Raw genomic sequence first — 25,808 nt, forward strand, 5'->3', positions numbered from 1 at the left:
TAGCCATGGTCTCGTGGGCTCGGAGATGTGTATAAGAGACAGTATTACACATTTGTACAACTCTTTCTATCGGGATTCTTTTTTAATTGTCTTTTACTCCATATACTTCTTTATGTATTCTCTTTTTGATTGTTTCAAAATCCTTTTCACAATCCAGCTCTCCGTGTACCATTAAATACATGGGAAGAAAATCATCTCCGGGTTTGTAAGGAGGTTGACAGTAGTCTTTTTCCCATAGTGTAAAGCCCTGGCGTTGATAAAAGCTGATACGTCGTTTGGCCATTTCCTCCACCGGACGTTCTACTTCCAATACGATCGGGCGTTTTAAATAATTGCACAAGTATTCCAGTGTACGTTTTCCATAACCTCCATTTCGCAGGGCAGGATTGGTTGCAAAGTGTTCTACATAGTAGAAACTGTCAAAATCCCAATAGGTAATGAAGCCGACTGGCAAGTCATCATCGAAGATGATGTTATTATGAAAGTTGCCCGTACGGTCAGTGTACTCGCGCAGTTGTTCCAGCTGACGGTACTCTTCCGGTGGAAATGCATCAATCAGGAGCTCTTCCATGAATTTGTAATGTTGCAGGTCCGACGTACTGATTGGTTGAAGTCTAATCATGAGGTTTGGGTTTTAAGTTTGACAATAATATGATTGTATATTGATTTTGTTTTTGGATGAGTATTTACCATTGGTTACCATCGATGATTGTTATTCAATTAAGGAACATAAAACTCAATCATTCGGCGGATGGCACGTTGACAAACCGGGCAAAACTCCGGGTATCCGTTTGTTTTCATGCGACAGTCGTAGGCAGGACGATAAATACCTTTAGCGGAATAGCCGCCTCCTTCATATACTCCTACCGGATATTTCTTTCTTTCAGCAATAGGAGTAGGGATCGGAGTGTCTGACGGAAGCATATCTTTCCATTTGGAAGCAAAGTTTACCTGTGTTGAAATATTCTGTTCCCACGGTTCGACATCCAGTGGATAAGTATCCGTCATCACATCATCCTCATAAAAATACTCGTCGGCCAATCCGCCGAAGCTGTGTCCGAATTCGTGCACTACCACCGGTTTGAACATGGGGTGATGAGCTGTGGTCAGCGTATAAGAATTGTATATTCCTCCTCCGCCATATACATCTGTGTTAGCGAGGATAATGATATGTTCGTAGGGGATGCCTGCCAATGCATTGTGGATAGACTTTACCCGGCTGGTAGTCAGATAGCGATCTGAATAAAAGGTATCGAAATGAGAATGAACCGCCGTTTCTTTCCACAGATTTTCGCGAGGAACACTGACACCGCTATCCGTTGAAGGACTGGCTACGGCAACAATATTAAATTTACCCTTCATGGAACGGAACGGCTCGTACGAAAACAAACTTTCGCAGGTACGTTGTGCATCCTGATAGAATATATCCATTTCTTTTTCTGTATATCCCTCTGCCAGGATAGCAACATCTATGCAGTCTTTTTCATTGCCACTTTGCAGCATATACCGGTGTGGAGTAACATGTGATACTCCCCGTTTATGAATCAATATGTCATCCGGACGCACGATATGTTTGTAAGTAGCCATTGTTTTCTTTCGCGGAGAATATAAAGTCACTTCTATTTCCACAGGCTGTTTAGGATAGGGAAGAAGAAAGGTATTCTCAAACCCTTTAGCTGTTTCTTTGGCTTCGTCTGTTGACAGCCATTCTTGAAATAAAGAAGAGAAAGAAGTTTTGTAGATACACTGTTTGCTGGCAAGGTCTTTCACAATAATTTGTCCGTTGCCTTCCAAGGGAAGTTCGGAGAGATGGTGTTGACGGCCTGCCCAGGTGGGAAGCTGTGAAAGCTCATCCAGATAAATAGACTGTTGTGTAGCATCCCCGGTAAAGATATAATCCACTCGCATTGTTTTGTTCTGAAAATAATCAGCAAAATTCTGGGCATAACTTCCTATAGAAGTGTAGAAACACAGAATGATACAGCAAATATGTTTCATATAAATGGTATATTTATGTTTTTCGCAAAGGTACGAACTATTGTTGACTTATCCGCTTTCTGCAAATAAAAGTAATAGATTATAGTATTTGTTGTCGAAAAATCGCTAACTTTGCATAAAAGATTCATTGATAAAAACAATTTGATTCAAAAATGGGACATCATCAATTAGATGCTTTAGATGAGCAAATTCTGAGACTGATTGCAGGGAATGCGCGTATTCCTTTTTTGGAAGTGGCAAGAGCATGTAATGTTTCCGGTGCTGCGATCCATCAGCGTATTCAGAAGCTTACTAATCTAGGAATATTAAAAGGTTCGGAGTATGTTATCGACCCCGAGAAAATCGGATATGAGACTTGCGCTTATATTGGTATATATCTAAAAGACCCCGAATCCTTTGACTCGGTAACAAAAGCTTTAGAGGCTATCCCCGAAGTGGTGGAATGTCATTTCACTACCGGAAAATACGATATGTTTATCAAAATTTACGCGAAGAATAACCACCACTTATTGAGTATTATTCACGATAAGTTACAACCATTGGGCTTGGCGCGTACCGAAACATTAATCTCCTTCCATGAAGCCATTAAGCGGCAGATGCCGATTATGGTCGACATAGAAGATGAAGATTAATCATTAGTCAGTATTCGTGGTTGGATCACAGTAAGAAACAATTTTCTTACTTTCTTACGTAATCAACGAAAGCATAAGAGCAGAGATGTTTCTCATCCGCAGGATGGGCTTCTCTGCTTTTTTCCTGCCATACCTTTGAAGATACTTCCGGAAAATAGGCATCAGCTTCGGGAGCTGTACTGTCTATCTCTGTCAGGCAAAGTTCGTCAGCAAAAGACAGAGCCTGCTGATAAATGCTCGCCCCTCCTATAATATAAATATGTTCATCCTCCCGGCAACTTCTCAAAGCCGTTTCGAGTGAAGGAAACACTTCCGCACCGGAACATACCGTGTCCGGATTGGAAGATAAAACGATATTTCTTCGATTGGGCAATGCGCCTTTCGGTAATGACTCGAAAGTTTTGCGTCCCATAAGTATGGTGTTTCCGGTAGTTAATGCTTTGAAACGTTTCAAATCATTCGGTAACCAGAAAAGAAGCTTATTCTCGAAGCCTATAGCCATGCGGCGGTCTACGGCAGCAATGATGGATACTTTACTCATATTTTTTACACGGCTACTGCTCCTGCAATATGCGGATGCGGATCATAGTTTACTAATTCGAAGTCCTCAAATTTAAAATCGAAGATGTTTTTTACGTCCGGATTGATTTTCATTTGCGGCAATGGACGAGGCTCCCGTGATAATTGGAGCTTCACTTGTTCCAGATGGTTCAGGTAGATATGAGCATCACCGAAAGTATGAACGAAATCGCCGGCTTTCAAACCTGTCACTTGTGCCATCATTTGCAGTAATAATGCGTATGAAGCAATGTTGAAGGGAACACCGAGAAATATATCGGCACTGCGTTGATATAGTTGCAGGCTCAACCGCCCGTTTGCTACGTAAAACTGAAAGAATGCATGGCAGGGAGGTAGATTCATATTGTTCAAATCTGCTACGTTCCACGCACTAACGATGATACGGCGTGAATCCGGATTGTGTTTGAGTGTCTCCACTACTTCGCTGATCTGGTCGATGAAGCCGCCGTTGTAATCAGGCCATGAACGCCATTGATAACCGTAGACATGACCCAAATCACCGTTCTCGTCCGCCCATTCGTTCCAAATACGTACTCCATGTTCCTGCAGGTATTTCACGTTTGTATCTCCTTGCAGAAACCAAAGCAATTCGTATATGATTGATTTCAGATGCAGTTTTTTGGTTGTCAGACACGGGAAACCGTCATCAAGGTTAAAACGCATCTGATGACCGAAGATACTGATCGTTCCGGTTCCGGTACGATCACTTTTTTCCGTGCCTTCGGTTAGCACGCGATTGAGTAAATCCAGGTATTGTTTCATAATGAATAATTTGCAGTGAAAATGATTCTCCGTACAAAATTACAAAAATGGAGTGAATAAATTAGCAAACCAGCCGACGAACTTCTTCCAGGGAGAACGCTTTTTCCAAAACTCCGGTGTCAGCTGGGTGCAATGCTCGATATCGTTTCGGAACATATTATTTAATTCCCCCGTTATTCTTTTATCAAAAATAAAGGCATTTGTTTCGTAGTCATATCGTAGGCTGCGGCTGTTCAGGTTGGCAGTACCGACTGTGCAGAACAAGTCGTCCACCATCATAATTTTCGAGTGATGGAATCCCCCGTTGTACATGTAGACAGTAGCTCCCCTTTTCATCAGTTTATGTAACTTATAAAGTGCGGCATCCGGAGTAAAAGGGATATCGGAAGCAGAGGAAACCATGATGGTTACATCTACTCCCCGGTCGATTGTCCGGTTCAACGCCTTTTTGATGGAAGAAGTCGGTACAAAATAAGGATTGACGATATGAACATTCTTTTGTGCCGAATAAATGCTCATGGCATAGGCATGGCTCAACATACGGCTATTCTTTTTCGGGGTACGGTCTACAATTGCTACAACGATATTTGTGCTGTCTGTCTGTTCCTCATGTTGAGGAAAATAAGCTTCTCCTCCTATATTCTGTTTAGTCTCTTTGTTCCAGATCGTCAGGAAAATCTCCTGCAAATCGTTGACTGCATCCCCTTCGATACGCATGTGCATATCACGCCAGGTTCCGATTTTGGGTAGTCCGTTGATATAATAATCGGCGATATTCATTCCGCCTGTATATGCCACTTTTCCGTCGATAACAGCAATTTTGCGATGATCGCGGTGGGCGGCATGATTGATATAAGGGAAGGTGAACGGGTCAAACTTGACGATTTCGATTCCTTGTTCACGTATTTTCTTGAGGTGTTTCTTTTTAAGGGGCTTGTTGTTCGACCAGTTTCCGAAAGCGTCAAACATAGCTCGTACTTCAACACCTTCTTTCACTTTTTCGGCTAATAAAGTGAACAAAGCATTAGCAATGGAGTCATTTCGGAAGTTGAAATATTCCAGATGAACATGGTGTTTAGCTTCCCGGATGGCTTCAAATAAATCGATAAACTTCTCCCGTCCGCTTTTTAGCAGTTTGACTTTATTATTATCAGATATAGGGATTCCCGACTCTTCCAAGAAATGCAGTACTAGGGAATCGCTTGTTAGTCCGATTGAGTCTCTGGGCTGCGTCATCAGACTGTCGATGACATCTGCCTGAACATGTAATAAAGACAGGAACAGAAATAAAATAAATATACGTAGTTTCAAAACTCTTCTCTCTATTTTAGTTTACAGAGCAACAAATATACAACATCTATGTTTGGGCTTACTTGGAGTAAAGGGTAGATTTATTATTGTTTAACACTAAAAGAGAGGGATAAAGAGTTCTTTGACTCATAAAGATAAAAATCCGGGAAACTTATGCTTTGGACTTTTAATCTGTATTTATTTTGTTTATGCCATAGAAGCAACCTTTCGTGTAGCCATAAATAATAATACGACAGCCGCGATAATAATTGACTTTGGATCAAGGCCGGTAGTACCATGATTAATCATACTGATAAATACTTCTCTTATTGTTCCCCAAGCTGCTTCCAATCCGCCTAACCATACAAAAAGTACGGCAGCCACAGTCATTACGAAGGCACTCCAGATACGAGCCAGGTGGTTGCTACGACCGGGTAAATGGTGCATGACACGGCGACTGAATCCGTTGTCTGCTATTTCCTGCTTGTTTTCTGCGAAGAAATCGCGCAAGAGCTTATCATTGTCTATTTCTGTCATAACCGTTTTGTTTTAAATACGTTGCTAATTTTTCTTTTCCACGTGACAGGTGGCTTTTCACCGTTCCTGATGGTACTCCTACAATACCTGCTATTTTGTCAATACTAATGTCCTCCATATAGAACAACATAATGCAGGTTCTTTCCACTTCCTTCAGCATTTTGAGTGACTGATAAACATCCATTTTCTGTCCTACATTCTCTTGTTCGGTACTGTTGATGGCGTCTATTTCTTTTGTATCCAAGTCGGCTGTCTCTTTCCGGCTGCGAATATAATCATAAAAAACATTATAAGCAATACGGTACAGCCACGTAGAGAAACTTGACAAGTTTCGGAAAGAGGCAATGTTTGTATATGCTTTGATAAATGTATCTTGTGCAAGGTCGTCACTCAATTCGCTGTCGCCGCAAGTCAGGTTCAGGAAGAATCGCCGGATGGGCGACTGGTACTTCTCCACCAACTGGTCGAAGGCCCTGGTGTTCTTGAACACCACGACCTGCGCGACTAACGATATATCATTGAGTTGGCTCATTTATTCCCGTCGTTCTTTTCTTCGTTTACTCCTTTGTCTTTCTCTTCGGATTCAGAAGGGATGATTTCGAAGCTATCGTTTTTGACGTTATCCTGATTCTTTTTTTCATCTTTATGGGTAGTATACGTCCGGAGAGCATCTGTACCTTGAGCCTGTTGTTTACTACCGATGATCCATTGTCCGATACCCATAAATGTAACGAGTAAACCGATCGCTCCAATTCCGAATTCACCGGTGATTGCCCAAAGGAAGATGAAAAGACCGATACCTGTAAAGGTGTTCTTGATGCCTTGTGAACGTGAGTCAACCGTTTTGTTTTCACGAATAAATTCTGCTGGCAATGGCTGACCTGCAGCGAGTGCCTGTTCGGCAAGACGATAGCGTGCTTTCCGATTTTTATAACGGAAGAAGAAGATTACAAACAGAATGAATACCGGAAATCCGAATACTGCGATGATCGATATGATTGCTACGAGAATACCTCCATTAATACCAAATCCGTGGAATGGGAAATCGTCGTCATCCGATTCGAATGTAAAACTGGCCTTACCATGACCAGTACTGATATTACTTGAGTTTGCATCTACTTCTGTGGAATCAGTGTCCGCTGTATCTACACCGATGACTGTGACAGCAGTATTGTTTGTTTTTGCTTTATTGTCTTTGGTCACAGTTACCTTTACTTTTCCGACGGAATCGCGGACAACAGTAGTTTGGTTTTGGGCAATAGCCAGTGTGCAAGTGGTCAGTACAACCATCAATGCTAATAGAAAATTTTTCATATCAATAGTTTTTTAATTTATTTCTTTGTCTGTTAGACGTAGTTAATATCATAGAAAGTTGCAAAGAGACGAAATATTTTTGATATTTGCGGAAATTAATAACGAAAAATGGAATTACCCGCTTCTTTTATAGACTATACCCGTTCCCTGCTGGGCGATAAAGAATACGACAAATTAGCTGTTGCCATCCAACAAGAACCACCTGTCAGCATCCGGTTGAATGATGGGAAATTAAAAATTGAAAATGGAAAATGCAGAATTGTACCGCAAGCAGGCTGTATTACTGATTTTCAACTTTCAGCTTTCAATTTTGAATTTAATCAAGTCCCTTGGTCTTCCGAAGGATTTTACTTGGATGAGCGTCTCACTTTCACGTTTGATCCATTGTTTCATGCAGGTTGTTATTATGTTCAGGAGGCTTCTTCTATGTTTGTGGAGCAGGTGCTCCGGCAGTATGTCACCGGACCGGTAAAGATGCTGGATCTTTGTGCGGCTCCCGGTGGAAAGTCTACTCATGCCCGTAGTGTGCTTCCTGAAGGGAGTTTACTGGTGGCTAATGAAGTCATCCGGAATCGTTCGCAGATTCTTGCGGAGAATTTAACGAAATGGGGACATCCGGATGTAGTGGTAACCAATAATGATCCGGCAGATTTTGCGGCTTTGCCGTCTTTCTTTGACGTGATTCTTACAGATGTCCCTTGCTCCGGTGAAGGTATGTTCCGTAAAGACCCTGTTGCTGTAGAAGAGTGGAGTCCCGAGAATGTAGAAATCTGTTGGCAGCGGCAACGGCGGATTATTGGAGATATTTGGGACACGTTGAAGCCTGGGGGAATTCTTATATATAGTACGTGTACATTTAATACAAAAGAGGACGAAGAGAATGCACGTTGGATTCAACAAGAGTATGGAGCCGAACTGTTAACTGTGCAGGTACAGGAAAATTGGAATATAACAGGAGATCTTTTACCGGATAATTGTGATGGTTCTAAATCTTCTATTCCTGTCTATCATTTTTTCCCTCATAAGACGAAAGGCGAAGGCTTTTTCCTGGCAGCTTTTCGGAAGCCGGAGACAGGAGACGAGATTCCGGTATCTTCTTTCGCCAAGGAGAAGACTTCTAAAAAGAAAGATAAGAAAGGAGGAGCAGCATCTTCTCCTGTTTCGAAAGAACAGCTGAATATTGCAAAAAGCTGGCTGAATGATGAAAATTCGGACAAGTATATATTGTCGGCAGAAGGAACAAGTATCCGGGCTTTTTCAAAGCATTATGCTGATGAATTAATGGCGATGAAACAATGCCTGAAAATCGTATCGGCAGGAGTGGAGATAGGAGAAGTGAAAGGAAAGGATTTGATACCTGACCATGCATTGGCGATGTGTAGTTCACTTTTATGCCGGGAAGCTTTCGCTACGGAAGAAATAAGTTATAAACAGGCTATCACTTATTTACGAAAAGAGGCCATTACCTTGCCGGTAACAGCCCCTCGTGGATATGTTTTGCTTACGTACCGGCATATTCCTCTCGGATTTGTGAAGAATATCGGCAATCGTGCCAATAATCTTTATCCGCAAGAATGGCGTATCCGTAGCGGATACTTGCCGGAAAATATACGCATATTATCGGAAAGTACAGTTGATTAAAGAAGACCCTGCTGATTAAGGCAGTATTCCGGCAGGTATTTCCTGTTCGGAAAGGGTAAAACTAATTTGTTTGCCTGTGCCTGGTTCACTTCCAGCGATTTCTTCCAGCGTGTAGGAAGGAGGTGGCGCAGGTGATGTCCGCGTTTCTCCGATGGGTGGAGTATTCCAATTCAGATTCAAGCTTTTATCCAAGCGGTGAAATACGTATGCGTTTCCCCACAAGATGAATTTATGATTGGAAATAGGTGTTGCCGCATCTTCCGAAAAGGTGAGAGTTAGTATAGCTTTCTCATTATTTTCTTCTTCTTTTTCCAGTTTGTATCTTCCTCGAGTTATTAAGGTTAGTCCGGATGAAAAAGCTGTTTGTTCTCCCTGTTTGAAAAAATAAGCATCCCGTGCGTGATTGTTAATTAGAAAAATGTCGGAAATGCCGGGTAGAAGATTTGCGTCTCCGTTTGGTAAGTTAGACAAGTAGCTGCGGAGCAACTTTATATCCTCGTAATTGTCGACAACCTTGATTGGCAGGGTGCAGGTTTCTTGTGTGGCGTTGTCCGTTACTGTCAGATAAGTTTGCCCGGTGAGAATACCGGTAACATAAATCATACGTCCGGCAGGTACTCCGGTCCAGCCGGTTTCGGTTCCTGCGCTTGCGATGCGTGTGTCTTTAACTTCAAGTGAGTAATCACCATTTCCGCTTTCCAGTCCAAGGTAACGTCTGCCACCCATGGGCACTTCATATTCACTGTTGTAAAAACGAAGTGGATTTTCTTCATCCTCTTTACATCCACTGAATAGTGTAAGGATGCAACATAACATGAATAGATAGAATTGTTTAGGTCTCATAATCTGTATTTTATGTTCGTTGCAAATGTAACATATTATTTTGAAATATTTAGTTGGAACTTGAAGAAAATGAGAGGGAGAGGGGAGATATATTCAGGCACGGGTTACACGGATTACGCTGTTGCTTTATGGTAATCATATTGCTGAAAAACGTGAAATCTGTGTAATCCGTGCCTGAAATTATTATATAAACATACTTACATCACTTAAAATAGAAATTAATATGTTCGGCGTAATCCATGTCTAAAGGATTTTATGTACTATTTACAGCTTACTCTTGTAAATCCGTGCCATTGCTTTCTGGTACTGATTTTCCAGTTGCAGATAATTTTGATGGCTTTGATAGATGACAGAAACTTCAACGAAATATTCAATCATACTAATTTGTCCACCTATCAAAGCTTGTTTCAGCAGTGACAGATCTTGTTGCGACTGGAAAGTCTTGCTGTATTCTTCCATCGAAGCGTGCAGTGTTTTCGCTTCCCGGTAAAGCTGTGCCAATTCGGACTCTACTTGCAGGGTAGCATTATCCTTTTGCAAGTCAATGTTAAGAGCCTGTGCTTTAGCGATTTTTACCTTATTCCGGTTTTCGAAAAGCGGGAAAGAGAAACCTACCACTACACCGTTGAAAGGTACGCCTGTTTCTGTGTTCCGGCGGTAGCCGAGTTCCAGTTTGGGCAGCCATTGGGATTTATTGACAGCAATCTGTTTGCGGGCAACAAGACTCTCGTTGCCGAGTGCCATAAGAGTACGGTCTGTTGCCATGACTTCCGATTTCAATATTTGATAATCGCTTGGGAAAGGTATAGCCGGATATTGGTTTTCCTCGAAAACTACCGGAATATTACCATTCAGCGTATTCAGCTCCTGCTGTTTGTTGCGGAGTGCTGTTTCGTTCAGAGACGCTTCTGTTCTGACATTCAACAGTTCCAAGTTGATTTTGTTGGTTTCGAGAGCATTTGCATCTCCTGTTTGAAGACGCTTGGCATACATCTTTGCAAGTTCTTCCGCATTGCGGAGGCGTTCTTCCAGAATATGCTTTTGCTGACGAAGCATGATAATATCCAGGCAAAGTTCTTTCGCCTGTAACAGCTTCTCTTGACGGAAAACATCCGACTGACTGTCAAAAGCTCCGGCTTTCAGACGATTCAACTTGTTGCGTGTAGCATATAAACTAGGGAAATCAAAGCTCTGTGAAACAACCAGTTCGCCGATTGTTTCGCTTTTATCTTTCGCTCCCCACAGATGTGCGTAAGAAAGAGTAGGATCAGGCAGGTTATTATCCGTTTTAGCTTCCAGCTTCTGCGAAGTAATCAGTTGCTCGTTTGCCTGCAACTCCTTATTGTTCGTTTCGATATTCTTCAATACCTGTTCAATTCCGTTTTGGGCTTGCACTTTGCCTATGGTTAAGAAAAGAAGTGCAGCGCTTATGGTCATGATTTGTTTCATTTCTAATTTCTTTATTTATTACAAGCTATTGTTGATAGATACTTTATGATAAGGCATCTATTTGTTTGGCACCGAGGAACGATCCGTTTCTCACCGAGAAACACTTGGTTCCTCACCGGGGAACGATGGTTTCCTCACCGAGGAAAAACATCACCCACTACAGGCTTTCCTGGGCCTTTTTCCGATGCATCATCAGATAAACAATCGGAACGATAAAACCGTTCAGAAAAGTAGACGTTAATAATCCTCCTAAAATCACTTTTGCCATCGGACTTTGAATTTCGTTACCGGGCAAGTCGCCGCCGAGTGCCAATGGAATCAGTGCCAGTGCAGAAGACAATGCCGTCATCAAAATCGGATTCAGACGGTCGAGAGAACCTCGGATTACACTATCGTACACATTCAAACCTTCTTCCTTTTGCAAATGATTGTAGTGGCTGATGAGCAACATACCGTTACGCGTTGCAATACCGAACAAGGAAATGAAACCGATGATAGCCGGAATACTGACCTCTCCTGTTGTAATCACCAAAGCAAATACACCACCGATCAGTGCCAGCGGAAGATTCAGCAAGATGACGCCCGACTCTTTCACGCTGCGGAACTCATTATACAATAACAAGAAGATTACTACAATGCTGATAAATGAAGTCAACGCCAGTGTCCGGCTGGCAGCCTGTTCACTTTCAAACTGTCCGCCATACTCGATGTGATAGCCTTCGGGCAGTTGCACCGATGTGTCGATGCGCTTCTGAATATCATTGACAACACTACGCAAATCGCGGTCGGCCACATTGGCAGAAATCACAATTTTACGTTTTACATTCTCGCGGTTGATCGTATTCGGTCCCATGGCTGATACCACTTCTGCTACATAGCTCAAAGGAACTTTGCGACCGTCGTTCGTATCTACCATCAAGTTCCGGATTTTTTCTATTTCATCCCGGGCATCATCCTTCACTTTCACGATCAGATCGAAACTCTTGCCTTGTTCATAAACCTGCGAGATCACTTTTCCAGCCAAAGCTACGTTCACATATTCCGAGAACTCCGGCAGGGTAATACCGAACTTAGCCAGCATTTCCCGTTTAGGCTGTATTTTCAGCTGCGGACGCTCAATCTGTTGCTCCACGTTCAGGTCGGCAACACCGGGAATATCACTGATAGCTCCTTTAATTTGATTACCGAGTGAGAACATTTTATTCAGATCGTCTCCGAACAGCTTGATAGCGATATTCGCTTTCGTACCCGATAACATAGCGTCGATACGGTGGCTGATTGGTTGTCCGATTTCTATATTTGCCCCGGTGATAGTACCCAATTTTTCACGTACATCAGCTACCAGTTCACTGCGCGAACGATCTTTCAGTTCAAACGGAGCTTCTATTTCAGAAACGTTTACCCCTAACGCGTGCTCGTCCAGTTCGGCACGTCCCGTTTTCCGGGCTACGGTTTGTATTTCGGGAATCGTCATCAATAATTCTTCTGCCCGCTGTCCCATTTTATTGCTTTCTTCCAGTGAAATACCCGGTAGAGAACTGATATTGATGGTGAACGAACCTTCGTTAAAGGAAGGAAGGAAGCTGCGTCCGAGGGTAAAGAACACTCCGAGCGCAACCACAAAGAGTGCGATTGTACTTCCAAGTGTCACTCGTTTGTGTGCGAGCACCCAAGTCAGTGCCTTTTCGTAAACCCCTTTCATCCAACGGGCAAGGGGAGCTTCTTTCAGTTCCTTGTTTGTCTTATTGCTTCCTAATAGATAAGAACAGAGCACCGGAGTCAGCGTCAGAGCAACCACTGTCGACGCGAACAATGCCACGATAAAGGCAACGCCCAGCGGAACCAACATTCTGCCTTCCATTCCGCTAAGGAAGAACAACGGAACAAAGCTGACAACGATAATCAGTGTCGAATTAAGTATAGGCATCCGCACTTCTTTCGAAGCATTGAATACCACCTCGAGTGTACTTAACCTTTCCGCTTCTGCTTTCTGACGGTTCTCCCGTAGTCGTTTATACACGTTTTCCACATCGACGATGGCGTCGTCTACCAATGATCCGATGGCTATCGCCATACCTCCTAGACTCATGGTGTTGATTGTCAGTCCCATGTAATGCAGCGTCAGAATCGAAACGAGCAGAGAAAGAGGCAGCGTTACCAATGAAATCAATGTAGTGCGCACATTTGCCAGGAACAGGAAGAGTACGATTACTACAAAAATACCTCCTTCAAAGAGTGATTTCTTCACATTGCCGATGGAACTTTCGATAAAACGGCTTTGACGGAATATGTCTGTTGAAACTTTTACGTCCGGTGGCAGGTTCTTTTGCAGGTCTTTCAAAGATGCTTCCAATTTATCCGTCAGTTCCAGCGTACTGGTAGCCGGCTGTTTGGTAATAGTCATCAGTACGGCAGATTTTCCACGCTCTGAAGCAGTTCCCAGTTTCGGGGCTTTCGGTCCGATGGTTACGTCCGCAATATCTTCCAGCGTGACAGGGAAGTTGTTCACTGTCTTTACTACCGCTTTGCCAAGTTGTTCTGTTTTAGAAGTTGAAAGTACACCGCGTACAATATATTCATTTCCAAATTCGTAGAGCACACCTCCATTTGCGTTCAGGTTCATATCCTGTGTCACAGCCATCACTTCTCCCATCGAAATGCCGTAATGACGCATCCGTTCGGGATCCAGCTGAATCTGATATTCTTTGATATCTCCTCCGAGTACGGCAACCTGTGCCACTCCTCCGGTAGACAATAGACGGGGACGGATAGTCCAGTCCGCAATCGTACGAAGATCGAGCATCGAAGTGGAGTCGGCAGTCAGACCGACGATGAGCATTTCGCCCAAGATGGAAGATTGTGGGCCGAGTGTCGGTTTACCAACGTTGACCGGCAGTGATTCACTCACCACCGCTAACTTCTCGCTAACAATCTGGCGAGCGAGATAAATATCGGTTCCCCAATCAAATTCTACCCAGACAACGGAAAATCCGTTGGTAGAAGAAGAGCGGACACGACGCACACCCGTAGCTCCGTTTACGGCAGTTTCAACAGGAAAAGTGACGAGCTGTTCAACTTCTTCCGCAGCCATACCGTTGGCCTCGGTCATGATGACTACCGTAGGTGCGTTCAGGTCGGGGAATACGTCTACTTCCGTATGCATGGCGGTATACGTTCCCGCAATTAGCAGGAGGATGGCCGCGCAGACTACAACCAACCGGTTGTGTAGGGAGTAATGTATAATTTTATTAAGCATTTCTTTAAGAATTAAGAATTAAGAATTAAGAATGAAGAATTAGAAATGAAGAATTAAGAATGACTATGCAGCACGTGCAATAAACATATACCAATTATTGCGCAGCCAAATTCTTCATTCTTCATTTCTAATTCTTCATTTAATCAATGTTCGTGACTATGTGCCGGGATGGCATTGCTAGCGCTTGCCAGTCGAACCTGATAAGCACCTTCGGTCACTACACGGTCGCCAGCCTTCACTCCGGTCAGGATCTGAACACTTTTACCGTTGTCGGCTCCTATCGTTACTTCCTGTTTTTTATAACCCTCTTCGTCCAGTTGCAGGTAGATAAAGAAGATTCCTTGTTCCTCTGTCAGTGCCGTGCGTGGAAGAGACAGTACGTTTTCCATCGTTGAAGAAAGCAAGAACACCTCTACGAATGATCCGGGGATCACTTCCCCTTTATTGTCGAACTCAAAAGTGACAGGCACATAAAAAGAGTTGTCTCCGGCAGCTTTTCCAAAAGAGAGAAGTTTGCCGTTCAATGCTTTCAGCTCGTACACCTGATTATTATAAGGAGTCTGGAAATTGGCGGAACTGATTGTACGGAGGTATGGATAATACTTTTCCGACACTTCGGCACGGAGGAAAAGACGACGATTCTGCGTCACGCTCACCAGCGGTTGTCCGATGGTCACATAGTCACCTTCTTTCACAAGAATGCTTTTCACATATCCTGCAATAGGAGCTGTAATACTTTGGCCGATAGCCGAATGATTCTTGGAAAGGGCTTCGTAACTAAGGCGGGCATTTTCATAACTTTGCTCTGCCTGTGCAAAATCCTTGTCAGATACAATCTTGTTTTTAACAAGCTCTTTCATACGTTCGTACTCCTTCTTAGATACCTCGTAGGCAATGCGGGCACGTTGTACCGGATCACCGTCGGCGATATTTTTTGAAGAAATCGTGACTAGCGGCGTGCCGCTGCCGACGCTCATTCCTTCCGTTACTTTTCCACGGAAAGATACAACGCCGGCCACTGTAGCTACGGCAACCGATTCATCACCTTGGGCAGCCAGCACCTGTCCGCTGGTTTTAATCACTTGCTGGAAAGGTGCAGGTTCGATAACGCTCACCTTGACACCGGCTGCTTCAGCTTTTGCCTTCGGAAGGATGATTTCATCACTGTGCGCTTCGGCAGACTCGTTATGTCCATCGGCCGCTTCATGGTTGTGTTCTCCGCTACATTCGCCTTCATGAGAATGATCGGAACCCTCTGCCTCGTGATTATGTCCTTCTGTGGCATGATCGTGTTCATTGTGTGTGTGTGTGACGGTACTATTATTACAGGAACCCAGCACGAATAAGCCTAGGATTCCTACGAAAATAAGTTTTTTCATAATGATATTTTCCTACTAAATTTTACTGTTTTTTTACGCTACAAAGATAAGGTAACGCAAATGCAACTGATTTGCATTTACGCTTTTACGCAAAAACAGAGTAGGGAGGGGCACGAAGAGGAGTGGCACGGTGTATATCCGTGCCATGCAGAGAGTCTCGGTAGACGTAATAGTTCTTAATCCGTCTCTCTTGTGGCCGTAATAGATGTTCGATGATTACATCCGTGAACAGGGTAGCGATGAATACATAATCCGGTCCGCTATCCGTATGTACGGATGGAGTGGGAGAGTAGAAACGAGTCATACATTCGCTGCTGCAACATGAATCGTTTCCCGGGTGATGATGATGCGTGGGACATTGTTGTTCTACAGGCAAGTCCTGCTTCATGCAAATCATTCCGTTGGGGTGATGGTGATGGGGAATAACGGCTGCCACCAACATTATGATGTTGATTAAAAACAGCAGAGTTACTATTATTCGTTTCTTCCCTTTCATCCTTTCTTTTAGAGAATTTATTTTTTTATTGATTCCTTTTCTTTCTCTTGCAAACGTTCCAGCAATTCTGTTGCTGATACATAAATTACTTTTCCATCTGGTGTTCCCTGACTAAGGAGTTTACCATTGCGAGCATTTTTTTCCAGCAATCGCTTTTCTGCCAGCTGAAGACCGCGTCGTAATTTATCGCTCAATTCTTGCATTTCATTATTTGACATAATTCTTGATGCATTTAAAAAGTTCAAGTTCATATATTCGATCCTCGCCATGTTGGTAACCTTCGGCTACAATTACTCGAGGAGAAATACTGTTATCGGCTAACAGCCAATAGTCTACACGCGGCATATAAATCTGAAACAGATTGTTAATGCCTGCCTGATATCGGCGGTAGATAACGTCCATCGGTACATTATGTCCCCCTTCATTGACCCGTTGTAATACACGGTTGACGGCAAGTTCCGGAGAATTCAGCCAGAAATAAATCAAGCTGACTTTATATCCGGCATTTTGTGCTCTTTGAATGAGCCGGGTGTATGAACGGGTTGCCAATGTTGTTTCAATAGAGAAACTTACTTTAGCAGCTAATAGTTCATTAATACGTTTCAACATCAGACGGCCGGCTTCTATAGCCATACTTTCCGGATTGAACGGTGATAAACCTTTGGCGATTTCATCCGCATTAACGAACTCTTTGCATAATAAAATTTCAGGCAGTACAGTGTAGGAAGCTGTTGTTTTACCAGCTCCGTTACATCCGCTTATAATGTATAACTGCCTTGTTTCATCCATTTTTTTCTAACTGCCTGTTATAAATGATGTTGCAAATATACAAATACTTTTATTCCGCCTGCAGCCGATACCCTCTTTTTATTATTTATTATTTCTTTTCCAGTTCTTGCAACGAATCCATTTTTTTCTTTTCGAGGAACTCGTAGATGCCGCAAAGATGTTCCGTCACCTTTTGATTACCGAACTCATATACCTTGGTCACCAGTCCGTCGAGGAAGTCACGGTCGTGTGAAACAACAATCAGCGTGCCGTCAAAATCCAGCAATGCCTGTTTCAGGATATCTTTCGTTTTCATGTCCAGATGATTCGTCGGCTCATCCAGGATCAGGAGGTTGACAGGTTCCAACAGCAATTTAATCATGGCAAGGCGGGTACGCTCCCCACCCGAAAGTACTTTCACCTTCTTCATTGATTCCTCGGGACCACCAAACATGAAGGCACCCAGTAAATCACGAATCTTGTTCCGGATATCCCCCTTGGCTACATCATCAATCGTTTGGAAAACCGTCAGGTTTTCATCCATCAACGAAGCCTGATTTTGAGCGAAATATCCGATTTGTACATTATGTCCTAAAGTCAGTGTACCGTCATGTTCGATTTCCTTCATGATACATTTCACGAGTGTAGATTTACCTTCACCGTTTTTACCGACAAAAGCTACTTTATCACCACGCTCAATCGTCAGGTTAGCGTTGCGGAACACCACTTTCTCTCCGTATGCCTTTCCGACACCTTCCATGATAACCGGATAACTGCCCGAACGGGGGGAAGGCGGGAATTTCAGTCGTAATGCAGAAGTATCCTCCTCATCGACTTCGAGCAATTCCAGCTTTTCCAGCATTTTGACGCGGCTCTGTACCTGCAACGTCTTTGAATATGTTCCTTTGAATCGTTCGATGAACTCCTTCGTTTCAGCAATAAACTTCTGCTGCTCGTCGTATGCCTTCTGCTGCTGTTCGCGGCGATCCTTACGCAGTTGCAGATATTGGGAATAGTTCACTTTATAATCATAAATACGTCCCATCGTCACTTCGATGGTGCGTGTTGTAATATTATCCACGAATTTGCGGTCGTGGCTGATTACGATAACTGCTTTCCCGTTATTAATAAGGAAATCTTCCAACCATTGAATAGATTCAATATCCAGATGATTCGTCGGCTCATCGAGCAAGAGTACGTCCGGTTTCTGCAACAGCAACTTAGCGAGCTCGATGCGCATCCGCCATCCACCGCTGAAATCACTCGTCTGGCGTTGAAAATCGCTCCGGGTGAACCCTAATCCGAGCAATGCCTTTTCCACATCCTCTTCATAATTAGTTGCGTCAATCGAATAAAACTTCTCGCTCAAGGCAGACACTTCTTCAATCAGCGCCATGTAACTGTCGCTCTCGTAATCCGTCCGTGTCTCGAGCTCTTTGTTCAGTTTTTCAATCTGCGCTTCCATTTCATGTAGATGTGAAAAAGCTTGTGCCGTTTCGTCAAACACTGTTCTTCCGTCTTCCGTCATCAGATGTTGAGGCAGATAGGCTACTACGCAATCTTTGGGCGCGGAAACTTTTCCACGTGTCGGTTGTCGTGCGCCTGCCAAAATTTTCAGCAGCGTACTTTTTCCCGCCCCATTTTTACCCATCAGTGCGATGCGGTCTTTTTCATTAATTACGAAAGAAATATCACTAAATAAAGTAGTGCCGCCAAACTCTACGGCTAGTCCGTCAACAGAAATCATACTATTCTTTTAAATTGAGGCGCAAAGATAGCGAAATATATGAATCTTTTTTATAACTTGCGGGCTGAAAAGGGAGATTAATCTCAAAAAACAGATAAAAAAACAATATATAAGCGATATGGAAAGCGAACAAATGAATGAATTCAGACCCTTAATTTTAGTAGCTGAAGACGATGACAGCAACTTTAAATTAATCAAGGCTATCATAGGCAAAAAGTGTGATATCGAGTGGGCTAAAAATGGGCAGGAAATGGTGGAGTTGTTTCAACAGCATCAGGAAAGAACCAAAGCAATGCTGATGGATATCAAGATGCCGGTGATGAACGGGTTGGAGGCAACGAAGATAATTCGTGAGTCTAATACCGAAATTCCTATTATCATGCAGACAGCTTATGCTTTCAGCTCGGATAAGGAAAACGCAATGAACGCAGGAGCAACTGAAGTGTTGGTGAAACCTATTACTTTGAGTATTCTCCGCACTACTTTAAGCAAATATCTACCCGATTTGCAGTGGTGAAATTGATTGGTACGGGAATTTTTTTAATTTATTTAAAAGATGCTTAAACGTTAAATACGGAATAGCGTAGAAAAAGAGTATGATTGGGTAGAAAAATGGTATGTAAAAGATGCCGTTGAATATTCCTTTTTCTCTATTATATTTGAGCATTCATCTGATGAAATTGGATAAAATAAAATAGGCGAACCTCACGGTTGGCCTATTTTTGTTCGCCTCTGTTAATTTGTTAGAGTACAGAAACGACTCTATGTAAAGTCTCTCCTTTGAGAGATTTTAAGTTCATTATTTGTTTCCGCCGGCCCACCAGACAGCTTCGCTATATACATACTGGCCATCACCGAAAGCAGCTTTCACTTCAGGATTTGCCAATACGTCGTCTGCTCCATAACCGAAGCGCAATGGGAACTTATTGTTGTTCAGCGGGTTCTTCAGTACAATGAAGTTTTCTCCTGCACCTTTCAAACGACGGTAGTCGTTATAGGCTTCCAGTGATTCGCCGGATGCACCGAAGAAGGCGAGATACTTCTGTATCATTGTCTCTTGCAGAGGGTTGGCATCGAATAACGGTTCTACTTCATCCGTGAAATAGGTTTCTGCTACATCTGCCCCCAAACCGCTGTCACCATCATATACCCAAGTGTCGGCGGCATCTATAATTGAGTTTTCCAGATTCTCGAATCCGGCAGTGATTGCAGCTTTTAAAGCATTCTTAGCTTCACTCAGTCTGCCTCCCAAACGGCATAATGCTTCTGCTTCGAGGAATTTCACTTCGTGATAACTGATTAAAAGAGTAGGAGCCGACATTGCCCATGATATCATTGACATACCATAATTGTTCTGCAACTCTTGCGGAGTTCCGTTAGGAGCCGCTTTGATACCTGCGATGTCTGTAGCTTGCGTACCTCCGTATCCATAAGCAATATAGCCGGTGGGATCGGGCTCCAGAAATGCTTGCGGTGCTCTGGGGTCATTGCGCTCAACAAACTTTTCAATCAGACTGGCACTGGCTGCCAAACTGTTACGGCTATAGCTGAATGACCAAAGCGGATTCAACTGCGAATCAGCGTCATAAACAGCCAGTTTACATTCTTCACTTGCATTAGCAAATGATTTGCTCACATAAGTAAGAATGTTCTGAAGATCAGTTGTCTTATTGGCACTTTTATTGAGCAGACGCATTGTATAGCGTGCTTTTAACGCATAAGCTGTCTTGAGCCACATACTTGCTTGAGTACTGGTGTTTGAACCGTAGATCAAGTCTTTAGAACCGACTGCGCCGGACAGACCTGCATCTTTGGCAGTACCGTTATTCAGCAGAGTGATGGCATCATCCAGATTCTGCATCACTTCCTGATAAATGCTTTCCTGCGTATCTATTTTGGGCTGCATATACATTGGTGTGCCGTCCGGATTGAGGATACCAGTCTGGCTGTACGGTGTATTTCCAAATACATCGGCAGCCACTGCTCCGTTGTAAGCGAGCAGGATTTTAGCAATTGCTTCCGTCACTACGTTTCCTTTTTCCGAAGGATCTTCTTCACACTTCTTGATAACGATTTTAGCGTTCTTGATATTTGAATACACGTTGATCCATGCGTTGTTGTAGGTAGTAGCCGTTGTAGGCTCTCCGCTACGTACTTCCGCCCGGTAAAGCTGGTTGGATATACCCGTTTCGTGTTCAATGTAAACAGAAGAATAGAGCGAGAAATCCCCTCCCACAGTGCTGAATGCAGTGCTTACCCCTAAGTCTGTAATCAAAAATTTTGCAGGCGCATCCAGAGGATTGTTAGGGTTTTCATTGATTTTATCCATTGCGTCTTCCGTACAAGCAGAAGCAATGGCAGCAGTCAAGAAAGAAACTGCCAGCAATTTTCCTATTGATTTATATTTTTTCATTGTCTTGCAGATTAAAATTTAATGTTGAAACCAAAGCCGAAACTAGCTGTCTGCGGCATTGAATAATCTTCAAATGCTCCTGCCATGTTGTTGTTACCCTGACTGGCTTCCGGATCGAGGTCAGGCAATTGAGCCCAGATCAGGATATTTCTGGCAAATGCGTTTACAGAAAGTTCTATCGAACGTTTTTGAAGAATTTTGTAGTTGACAGCCACTTCACGCAGTTTGATGAAAGAATTGTCATATACAGAAGATTCGTCAATATCGTTCAGGCGGCTGTAAAATACCTGTTGTGCGTTTGCACCTGTGATAGCGATATCATTTTTAGTTCCATCGGTTTTGTATCCGTCGAAGATGATGGTACCTTCGCGGTTTTCCGTTCTCTTGCTGACACCGTAGTAGTCTGCCAGTCCGGTTGTTCTGCTGTACATCTGGCCACCCTGTTTCCAGTCGAGTACTGCGCTGATTGTACACTTCCATAAACGTAATGTGGTGTTGAAACCCATCAGGAAGTCCGGAGAAACCTTTCCGATTACCTGTGCTTCACCAGCGATAGGAAGACCGTTTTCGTCTACCAGACGATTACCGTTTTCATCTCTCTTGAAACCTACACCATAGATTACAGGGAATTTCTCACCTGCCGAAGCACGTACCTGCGGAGTAACATAACCACCCAGAGAGATATTTTCTACACCCGGTGCCAGTTCATCTACGTAGTTATCGATTTTCGTCCAGTTGAATGCAAAATCCCAGTTGATATTCTTCGTCCGGATGGGGTTGAAGCCGAGAGTGAATTCGTGCGTGTTGGTATGAATCTTACCACCGTTGGTGAGCAGTTTGCTGGCACCGGTAGAAGAAGCCAAAGGCACTTCAAAAATCTGGTCTTTTACATTCTGGCGTGAGTACGTATAACTGAATGTGATTAAGTTATCGAGGAAGTTCACGTCAGTACCCACTTCATACGAACGTGTGTTCTGCGGTTTCAGTTTCGGGTCGAAAATCGTGTAGTACGGAGTATAGGCAGTAGTACCTTTCATCGGATACATGATCGGAGTCAGTGTGTAAAAACCACCTCCGTATGTCGGAGTTGAGTAGTAGTTTTCGAGGAAATCCCCTGCTTGTCCTACTTCCGCATAAGATACTCTCAATTTAGCGTGATTAACAACATTGTTTTTCAATGCATCCAGTTCCGTCAGGATGAAGCCTGCCGAAATAGAAGGATAGAAGAACGAACGGTTGTTACGTGGCATATTAGATACGTAGTCCTGACGTCCGGTGAGGGTCAGATAAAGCATATTTTTGTAAGAAGCCGATACGTTACCGAAGAATCCCACTGTACGGTTTTTCCACGTCTCTTCCTCTGTCTGTTGAGTAGTGGCGTTGTTGATGTGGTTCCATCCCGGGAAGTTGTAGTTCGTACCATATTCATAATACTTCTTTCTGTTACTTTGGATAATTTCGTTACCCAATACAGCATTCAATCCCCAGTCCTCGTTGATGCGCCAGTCATAGTTGATGGTCAGCAAAGAGTTGTATGTAGCGTTCGTCCAGCCGTAGTTTTCGATCTGTCCGCGACCGCCACCGGTATTACTACCGTATCCGTAGCTGTCTACATAGTGAGTGGTGTAAGCATCCACGCCGACCATGTATTTTGCGTTCAACTTGTGGTTGGTTGTACCAAAATCAGTCTGATAGCTTGCGTATACATTTCCGAAGAAACGGTTGGTATCTTCTGTGAATTTGTTGTTTTCCATCGCCCAATAAGCGTTGTCAAAGCTACCACGGAAAGAATTCTGTGTGTACGGGTTACCGTCTACGTGACTTGGAATACCGGCAAGATCATAGCTGGGAGGAGCTGCGTAAACCGTTCTTAACAGACCGTTACCGGAAGTCACTGCCTTGTCGATAGAAGTAGTGATATAGTTAGCTGTAAATCCGGAACTCCAGTTGTTGGTCAGTTTCGTGTCAGCACTAACCTTTACATTATATCTGTCCATACCAGTGCTTGAGATAATACCGTCCTGATGTGTATTTCCCAATGAGATAGAGTAGGAGCTCTTGTCGAGCATCTGCGCTACATTCAATGAATTGCTCCAGGTGATTCCTGTGTCGAAGAAGTCTTTTGCATTGTCATACGCCTGTGGAGTAGCCCACGGGTCAAGACCGGCTGCTGCACGCTGGGGAACATAATATTTTCCCTGTTGCTTACCGAACTTCTGCGTGTATTCGTTATCCGTGTTACCTCCATACGTTGCGTCGTTTGGAAGTTCGGAAATCTTAGGTCCCCAAGACGTTCCCGAAGTAGTGCTGAATACTCCACCCGAACCTTGTGCGTATGTTTTCTGGAACTCCGGCAGACGACCGACTACATCGAAGCTGACATTAGACGAGAAGCTAACCTGCGGTTTGCCTTTTTCCAGTCCTTTACCACTTTTGGTTGTGATGATAATCACACCATTGGATGCACGGATACCATAAAGTGCAGAAGCAGCCTGTCCTTTCAAAATGTTGATACTTTCAATATCATTAGGGTCGATATCTACCGCACGGTTGGCGAAGTCGGCTCCGCTCACACTACCATTGTTCTGTATGTCTGTACTAACGTCCGGCGTACTGGTTACTGGCATTCCGTCGATAACGTAAAGCGGAGTGTTGTCACCCGAGAAGGAACGTGCACCACGGATGGTGATCTGTGAAGAAGCTCCTGGCATACCACTTGAAGGCTTAACGTCCAAACCGGATACTTTACCTTGCAGCGCTCCTGCCAGATTGGAGTTGGCAGCCTGCGTCAGCTGATCTGATTTTACGTCCTGAACGGCGTAACCCAGTGCTTTCTTTTCACGCGAGATACCCATGGCTGTCACTACAACCTCATCCAGTGCCTTCGCGTCACTTTTTAATACGACTTTTATTATTCCCGGTTTGATGGAAACGTCCTGCGAAATCATTCCTACATAAGAAATGCGCAAAGTTTTAGCAGAACTTGGTGCATGGTCGTTTCAGTTTTCATCATTGTTAATAGTTCTTTAGTCTTTTGAGAGATGCAAAATGATAAAAAGATACCATTTGGGAGGAAATAATGCTCTTTTTATCTTGAAAATATCTTTTTGGACAATATCTTTATGATAGAAATTCTATTTTAAAATATATTAAATTGAATATTCATAGTTATAGTTTGTTGCTTTTTGCTGGATAACTGCTTGCAAAATAATACTTTTTAGTTAAATACGTAACACTTTTTCCGGTTTGTCATAATTAGTATTATCTTCGCAACCTGTTAGAGACAAAAAATCTGTTTATAGGTTAAATTTAAGAGAGAATTTATGAAAAGAAAATTGATGTTCTTAATGACCTTCCTTTTTATAGGTATAGGTCTGATGACAGCGCAGACATCCAGAGTTACCGGTTTGGTTACTTCTGAAGAAGATGGACAACCTGTCGTAGGTGCTTCAATATTGGTGAATGGCACTACCCTTGGTACTATCACTGATATTGACGGTAAGTTTACAATCGCAAATGTACCAAGTTCTGCTAAGACTTATTGATCTTTTTTCTTCCTGTTTTTTCGTGTTTTCTTCTTCTATCTTATTGTTTTTCAGTTGTTTTGTTTCTATTTTCGCAATTTGTCCGGTTCTTCCGGTTTCTTTTATTGAAATTTCCTTTATCTGTTCTTGTTTATTTAGTAGTCTCTTTTTCTCATTGATTTTGAGATGGGGGGTAATATTCTACCCGAATTTTTAATGAATTTCCCAGTGTTCTCCCTATTATTTCAATTATCTTCGGCTTTGAATAAAAATATGTTTGATGACGTTTTAATATCTGTGTTTTAAGGGTTATAAATTAAATGCTATAGTCTGACAGTGATTGGAGTTATGACTTATAGTAAAGAAGAATGCAAGATACTGTAATAATAACTTGTACGACACCCGGGTCTCATACATACCGACACCCGGGTGTCGTACAACTCAATTCTGCTAAATGAAATAGATACAGAGCTATACTATATTTATTTGTACTAGAACAAATTTAATTCATATCTCTACAAAATGCGATTTTCCAGTTTACGTTGTTTTACTCTGCCATGATAACTTCGACATCATAACCTATGAAAAGACCGCTCTCTATGACACCGGTAATGGTTTTGAGTTGTTCTTCGAGCGAAGAATCGATATAGTTAAAACGGGTGTCGAGGATGAAATTCCCATTTTCTGTAAAGACAGGCCCGTCTTTGCCGTGGGCTGGACGCAGGACGATTTCTGATGCACCCAGTCGTTGCAGCTCATGGTCTACATAAGTTAGTGAGTCCGGAAAGACCTCTACCGGAATGGGAAATTTATTTCCTAGCAGATTGACGCGCTTGCTGGGGTCGATGATGATGAACGTTTTGCGGCTGCTTCTAATGAGCAGTTTTTCTTTGAACATAGCTCCGCCACGTCCTTTAATCAAGTTTCGCTGCGGGTCTACTTCGTCCGCTCCGTCAAATGTCCAGTCGGGGCGCTTATTCCAAAGGATAGTTTGTGGGATGCCTAGCTGTATGCAAGTCATCGAGATTTCTTGAGAGGCGGGAATCACTTCAATATGCAAGTGCTCTTCACGAATCCGTCGCGCCAGTTCGAACAGAGTTAGATAGGGATATTCAGTAAATGTTCCTCTTTCTAAAAAATCAAGAGAAAAGCTTTGCTTTACGTGAGCTTTTCTCTTGAT

22 protein-coding genes and 1 pseudogene are annotated in these 25,808 nt (G+C 43.1%); 4 read left to right on the forward strand and 19 right to left on the reverse strand.

The genetic code is table 11. The features are described from left to right. Nucleotides 1-82 precede the first annotated feature (82 nt). Nucleotides 83-622, reverse strand: a complete 540-nt coding sequence (locus LPH68_RS21050; protein ID WP_008024780.1) for a GNAT family N-acetyltransferase — start codon at nt 620-622, stop codon at nt 83-85. 98 nt (nt 623-720) lie between these two features. Beyond that, complete coding sequence (locus LPH68_RS21055; RefSeq protein WP_004315770.1) at nt 721-1,998, reverse strand: IgA Peptidase M64; 1,278 nt, start codon at nt 1,996-1,998, stop codon at nt 721-723. Nucleotides 1,999-2,150: 152 nt separating this feature from the next. Here LPH68_RS21055 and LPH68_RS21060 point away from each other — a divergent pair, with 152 nt between their 5' ends. Then, a complete protein-coding gene (locus LPH68_RS21060) occupies nt 2,151-2,630 on the forward strand; it encodes an Lrp/AsnC family transcriptional regulator (protein WP_004315769.1) in 480 nt (159 codons plus the stop codon). Between the two features lie 46 nt (nt 2,631-2,676). On the opposite strand, the gene LPH68_RS21065 is transcribed toward LPH68_RS21060, so the two are convergent. From LPH68_RS21065 to LPH68_RS21090, 6 genes are all read right to left on the reverse strand, one after another. Then, entirely contained in the window at nt 2,677-3,171 is a 495-nt protein-coding gene (locus LPH68_RS21065) for a dihydrofolate reductase (RefSeq protein WP_004315768.1), read from the reverse strand. Between the two features lie 5 nt (nt 3,172-3,176). After that, complete coding sequence (locus LPH68_RS21070; RefSeq protein ID WP_008024773.1) at nt 3,177-3,971, reverse strand: thymidylate synthase; 795 nt, start codon at nt 3,969-3,971, stop codon at nt 3,177-3,179. A 39-nt stretch (nt 3,972-4,010) separates the two neighbouring features. After that, a complete protein-coding gene (gene cls / locus LPH68_RS21075; RefSeq protein WP_008641173.1) occupies nt 4,011-5,282 on the reverse strand; it encodes a cardiolipin synthase in 1,272 nt (423 codons plus the stop codon). A gap of 186 nt (nt 5,283-5,468) precedes the next feature. Next, a complete protein-coding gene (locus LPH68_RS21080; protein WP_008024769.1) occupies nt 5,469-5,798 on the reverse strand; it encodes a DUF5056 domain-containing protein in 330 nt (109 codons plus the stop codon). Next, nucleotides 5,779-6,330 (reverse strand): RNA polymerase sigma factor, encoded by a 552-nt coding sequence (locus LPH68_RS21085; protein WP_004314132.1) that lies wholly within the window; start codon nt 6,328-6,330, stop codon nt 5,779-5,781. The genes LPH68_RS21080 and LPH68_RS21085 overlap by 20 nt, the downstream gene beginning before the upstream one ends. Next, nucleotides 6,327-7,112, reverse strand: a complete 786-nt coding sequence (locus LPH68_RS21090; protein WP_008641175.1) for a DUF6249 domain-containing protein — start codon at nt 7,110-7,112, stop codon at nt 6,327-6,329. The genes LPH68_RS21085 and LPH68_RS21090 overlap by 4 nt, the downstream gene beginning before the upstream one ends. A 108-nt stretch (nt 7,113-7,220) precedes the next feature. On the opposite strand from LPH68_RS21090, the gene LPH68_RS21095 reads away from it, so the two are divergent. Then, nucleotides 7,221-8,753, forward strand: a complete 1,533-nt coding sequence (locus LPH68_RS21095; RefSeq protein ID WP_008641177.1) for an rRNA cytosine-C5-methyltransferase — start codon at nt 7,221-7,223, stop codon at nt 8,751-8,753. A gap of 15 nt (nt 8,754-8,768) precedes the next feature. On the opposite strand, the gene LPH68_RS21100 is transcribed toward LPH68_RS21095, so the two are convergent. From LPH68_RS21100 to LPH68_RS21135, 8 genes are all read right to left on the reverse strand, one after another. Then, nucleotides 8,769-9,596, reverse strand: a complete 828-nt coding sequence (locus LPH68_RS21100; protein ID WP_008641179.1) for a hypothetical protein — start codon at nt 9,594-9,596, stop codon at nt 8,769-8,771. A 264-nt stretch (nt 9,597-9,860) separates the two neighbouring features. Continuing rightward, on the reverse strand, nt 9,861-11,045 hold the full coding sequence (locus tag LPH68_RS21105; protein ID WP_230297119.1) for a TolC family protein: 1,185 nt from the start codon (nt 11,043-11,045) through the stop codon (nt 9,861-9,863). 157 nt (nt 11,046-11,202) lie between these two features. Continuing rightward, a complete protein-coding gene (locus LPH68_RS21110; protein WP_151935866.1) occupies nt 11,203-14,301 on the reverse strand; it encodes an efflux RND transporter permease subunit in 3,099 nt (1,032 codons plus the stop codon). Between the two features lie 143 nt (nt 14,302-14,444). After that, nucleotides 14,445-15,680 carry an efflux RND transporter periplasmic adaptor subunit gene (locus LPH68_RS21115; protein WP_061448609.1) on the reverse strand — a complete coding sequence of 412 codons (1,236 nt, stop codon included), beginning with the start codon at nt 15,678-15,680 and terminating at the stop codon, nt 14,445-14,447. An 85-nt stretch (nt 15,681-15,765) separates the two neighbouring features. Beyond that, complete coding sequence (locus LPH68_RS21120; protein ID WP_008024755.1) at nt 15,766-16,176, reverse strand: DUF6769 family protein; 411 nt, start codon at nt 16,174-16,176, stop codon at nt 15,766-15,768. Between the two features lie 17 nt (nt 16,177-16,193). Continuing rightward, nucleotides 16,194-16,394, reverse strand: a complete 201-nt coding sequence (locus LPH68_RS21125) for a hypothetical protein (protein WP_004314140.1) — start codon at nt 16,392-16,394, stop codon at nt 16,194-16,196. After that, nucleotides 16,384-16,965, reverse strand: a complete 582-nt coding sequence (locus LPH68_RS21130) for a zeta toxin family protein (protein WP_004314141.1) — start codon at nt 16,963-16,965, stop codon at nt 16,384-16,386. Before LPH68_RS21130 ends, LPH68_RS21125 begins: the two co-directional genes overlap by 11 nt. An 88-nt stretch (nt 16,966-17,053) precedes the next feature. Further along, complete coding sequence (locus tag LPH68_RS21135; protein WP_004314142.1) at nt 17,054-18,691, reverse strand: ABC-F family ATP-binding cassette domain-containing protein; 1,638 nt, start codon at nt 18,689-18,691, stop codon at nt 17,054-17,056. A 118-nt stretch (nt 18,692-18,809) separates the two neighbouring features. On the opposite strand from LPH68_RS21135, the gene LPH68_RS21140 reads away from it, so the two are divergent. After that, a complete protein-coding gene (locus LPH68_RS21140) occupies nt 18,810-19,208 on the forward strand; it encodes a response regulator (protein ID WP_004314143.1) in 399 nt (132 codons plus the stop codon). A 282-nt stretch (nt 19,209-19,490) separates the two neighbouring features. On the opposite strand, the gene LPH68_RS21145 is transcribed toward LPH68_RS21140, so the two are convergent. Next, the gene (locus LPH68_RS21145) at nt 19,491-21,104 is read right to left on the reverse strand and encodes a SusD/RagB family nutrient-binding outer membrane lipoprotein (protein WP_004314144.1); all 1,614 of its coding nucleotides are present in this window, start codon (nt 21,102-21,104) and stop codon (nt 19,491-19,493) included. Nucleotides 21,105-21,115: 11 nt separating this feature from the next. After that, nucleotides 21,116-24,085 (reverse strand): annotated as a pseudogene (locus LPH68_RS21150) (SusC/RagA family TonB-linked outer membrane protein); the annotation flags it as partial. A 342-nt stretch (nt 24,086-24,427) separates the two neighbouring features. Here LPH68_RS21150 and LPH68_RS21155 point away from each other — a divergent pair. Beyond that, a complete protein-coding gene (locus LPH68_RS21155) occupies nt 24,428-24,649 on the forward strand; it encodes a carboxypeptidase-like regulatory domain-containing protein (protein ID WP_008024747.1) in 222 nt (73 codons plus the stop codon). Nucleotides 24,650-25,175: 526 nt separating this feature from the next. Here the strand turns inward: LPH68_RS21155 and rpiA are convergent. Continuing rightward, on the reverse strand, nt 25,176-25,808 hold a 633-nt coding region (gene rpiA / locus LPH68_RS21160; protein WP_230297120.1), incomplete at its 5' end, for a ribose 5-phosphate isomerase A.

The organism is Bacteroides sp. 1_1_30, from assembly GCF_020982715.1.
Taxonomy (GTDB): Bacteria; Bacteroidota; Bacteroidia; order Bacteroidales; family Bacteroidaceae; genus Bacteroides; species Bacteroides xylanisolvens.

What these genes read in the sequence shown, in the direction of transcription:
- LPH68_RS21120 (WP_008024755.1), bottom strand. Translation starts at nt 16,176, where the DNA reads ATGAAAGGGAAGAAACGAATAATAGTAACTCTGCTGTTTTTAATCAAC.
- LPH68_RS21065 (WP_004315768.1), bottom strand. Translation starts at nt 3,171, where the DNA reads ATGAGTAAAGTATCCATCATTGCTGCCGTAGACCGCCGCATGGCTATA.
- LPH68_RS21125 (WP_004314140.1), bottom strand. Translation starts at nt 16,394, where the DNA reads ATGTCAAATAATGAAATGCAAGAATTGAGCGATAAATTACGACGCGGT.
- LPH68_RS21100 (WP_008641179.1), bottom strand. Translation starts at nt 9,596, where the DNA reads ATGAGACCTAAACAATTCTATCTATTCATGTTATGTTGCATCCTTACA.
- LPH68_RS21095 (WP_008641177.1), top strand. Translation starts at nt 7,221, where the DNA reads ATGGAATTACCCGCTTCTTTTATAGACTATACCCGTTCCCTGCTGGGC.
- LPH68_RS21140 (WP_004314143.1), top strand. Translation starts at nt 18,810, where the DNA reads ATGGAAAGCGAACAAATGAATGAATTCAGACCCTTAATTTTAGTAGCT.
- LPH68_RS21130 (WP_004314141.1), bottom strand. Translation starts at nt 16,965, where the DNA reads ATGGATGAAACAAGGCAGTTATACATTATAAGCGGATGTAACGGAGCT.
- LPH68_RS21115 (WP_061448609.1), bottom strand. Translation starts at nt 15,680, where the DNA reads ATGAAAAAACTTATTTTCGTAGGAATCCTAGGCTTATTCGTGCTGGGT.
- LPH68_RS21105 (WP_230297119.1), bottom strand. Translation starts at nt 11,045, where the DNA reads ATGAAACAAATCATGACCATAAGCGCTGCACTTCTTTTCTTAACCATA.
- LPH68_RS21050 (WP_008024780.1), bottom strand. Translation starts at nt 622, where the DNA reads ATGATTAGACTTCAACCAATCAGTACGTCGGACCTGCAACATTACAAA.
- LPH68_RS21110 (WP_151935866.1), bottom strand. Translation starts at nt 14,301, where the DNA reads ATGCTTAATAAAATTATACATTACTCCCTACACAACCGGTTGGTTGTA.
- LPH68_RS21085 (WP_004314132.1), bottom strand. Translation starts at nt 6,330, where the DNA reads ATGAGCCAACTCAATGATATATCGTTAGTCGCGCAGGTCGTGGTGTTC.
- LPH68_RS21055 (WP_004315770.1), bottom strand. Translation starts at nt 1,998, where the DNA reads ATGAAACATATTTGCTGTATCATTCTGTGTTTCTACACTTCTATAGGA.
- LPH68_RS21135 (WP_004314142.1), bottom strand. Translation starts at nt 18,691, where the DNA reads ATGATTTCTGTTGACGGACTAGCCGTAGAGTTTGGCGGCACTACTTTA.
- LPH68_RS21145 (WP_004314144.1), bottom strand. Translation starts at nt 21,104, where the DNA reads ATGAAAAAATATAAATCAATAGGAAAATTGCTGGCAGTTTCTTTCTTG.
- LPH68_RS21080 (WP_008024769.1), bottom strand. Translation starts at nt 5,798, where the DNA reads ATGACAGAAATAGACAATGATAAGCTCTTGCGCGATTTCTTCGCAGAA.
- LPH68_RS21155 (WP_008024747.1), top strand. Translation starts at nt 24,428, where the DNA reads ATGAAAAGAAAATTGATGTTCTTAATGACCTTCCTTTTTATAGGTATA.
- LPH68_RS21070 (WP_008024773.1), bottom strand. Translation starts at nt 3,971, where the DNA reads ATGAAACAATACCTGGATTTACTCAATCGCGTGCTAACCGAAGGCACG.
- LPH68_RS21060 (WP_004315769.1), top strand. Translation starts at nt 2,151, where the DNA reads ATGGGACATCATCAATTAGATGCTTTAGATGAGCAAATTCTGAGACTG.
- LPH68_RS21090 (WP_008641175.1), bottom strand. Translation starts at nt 7,112, where the DNA reads ATGAAAAATTTTCTATTAGCATTGATGGTTGTACTGACCACTTGCACA.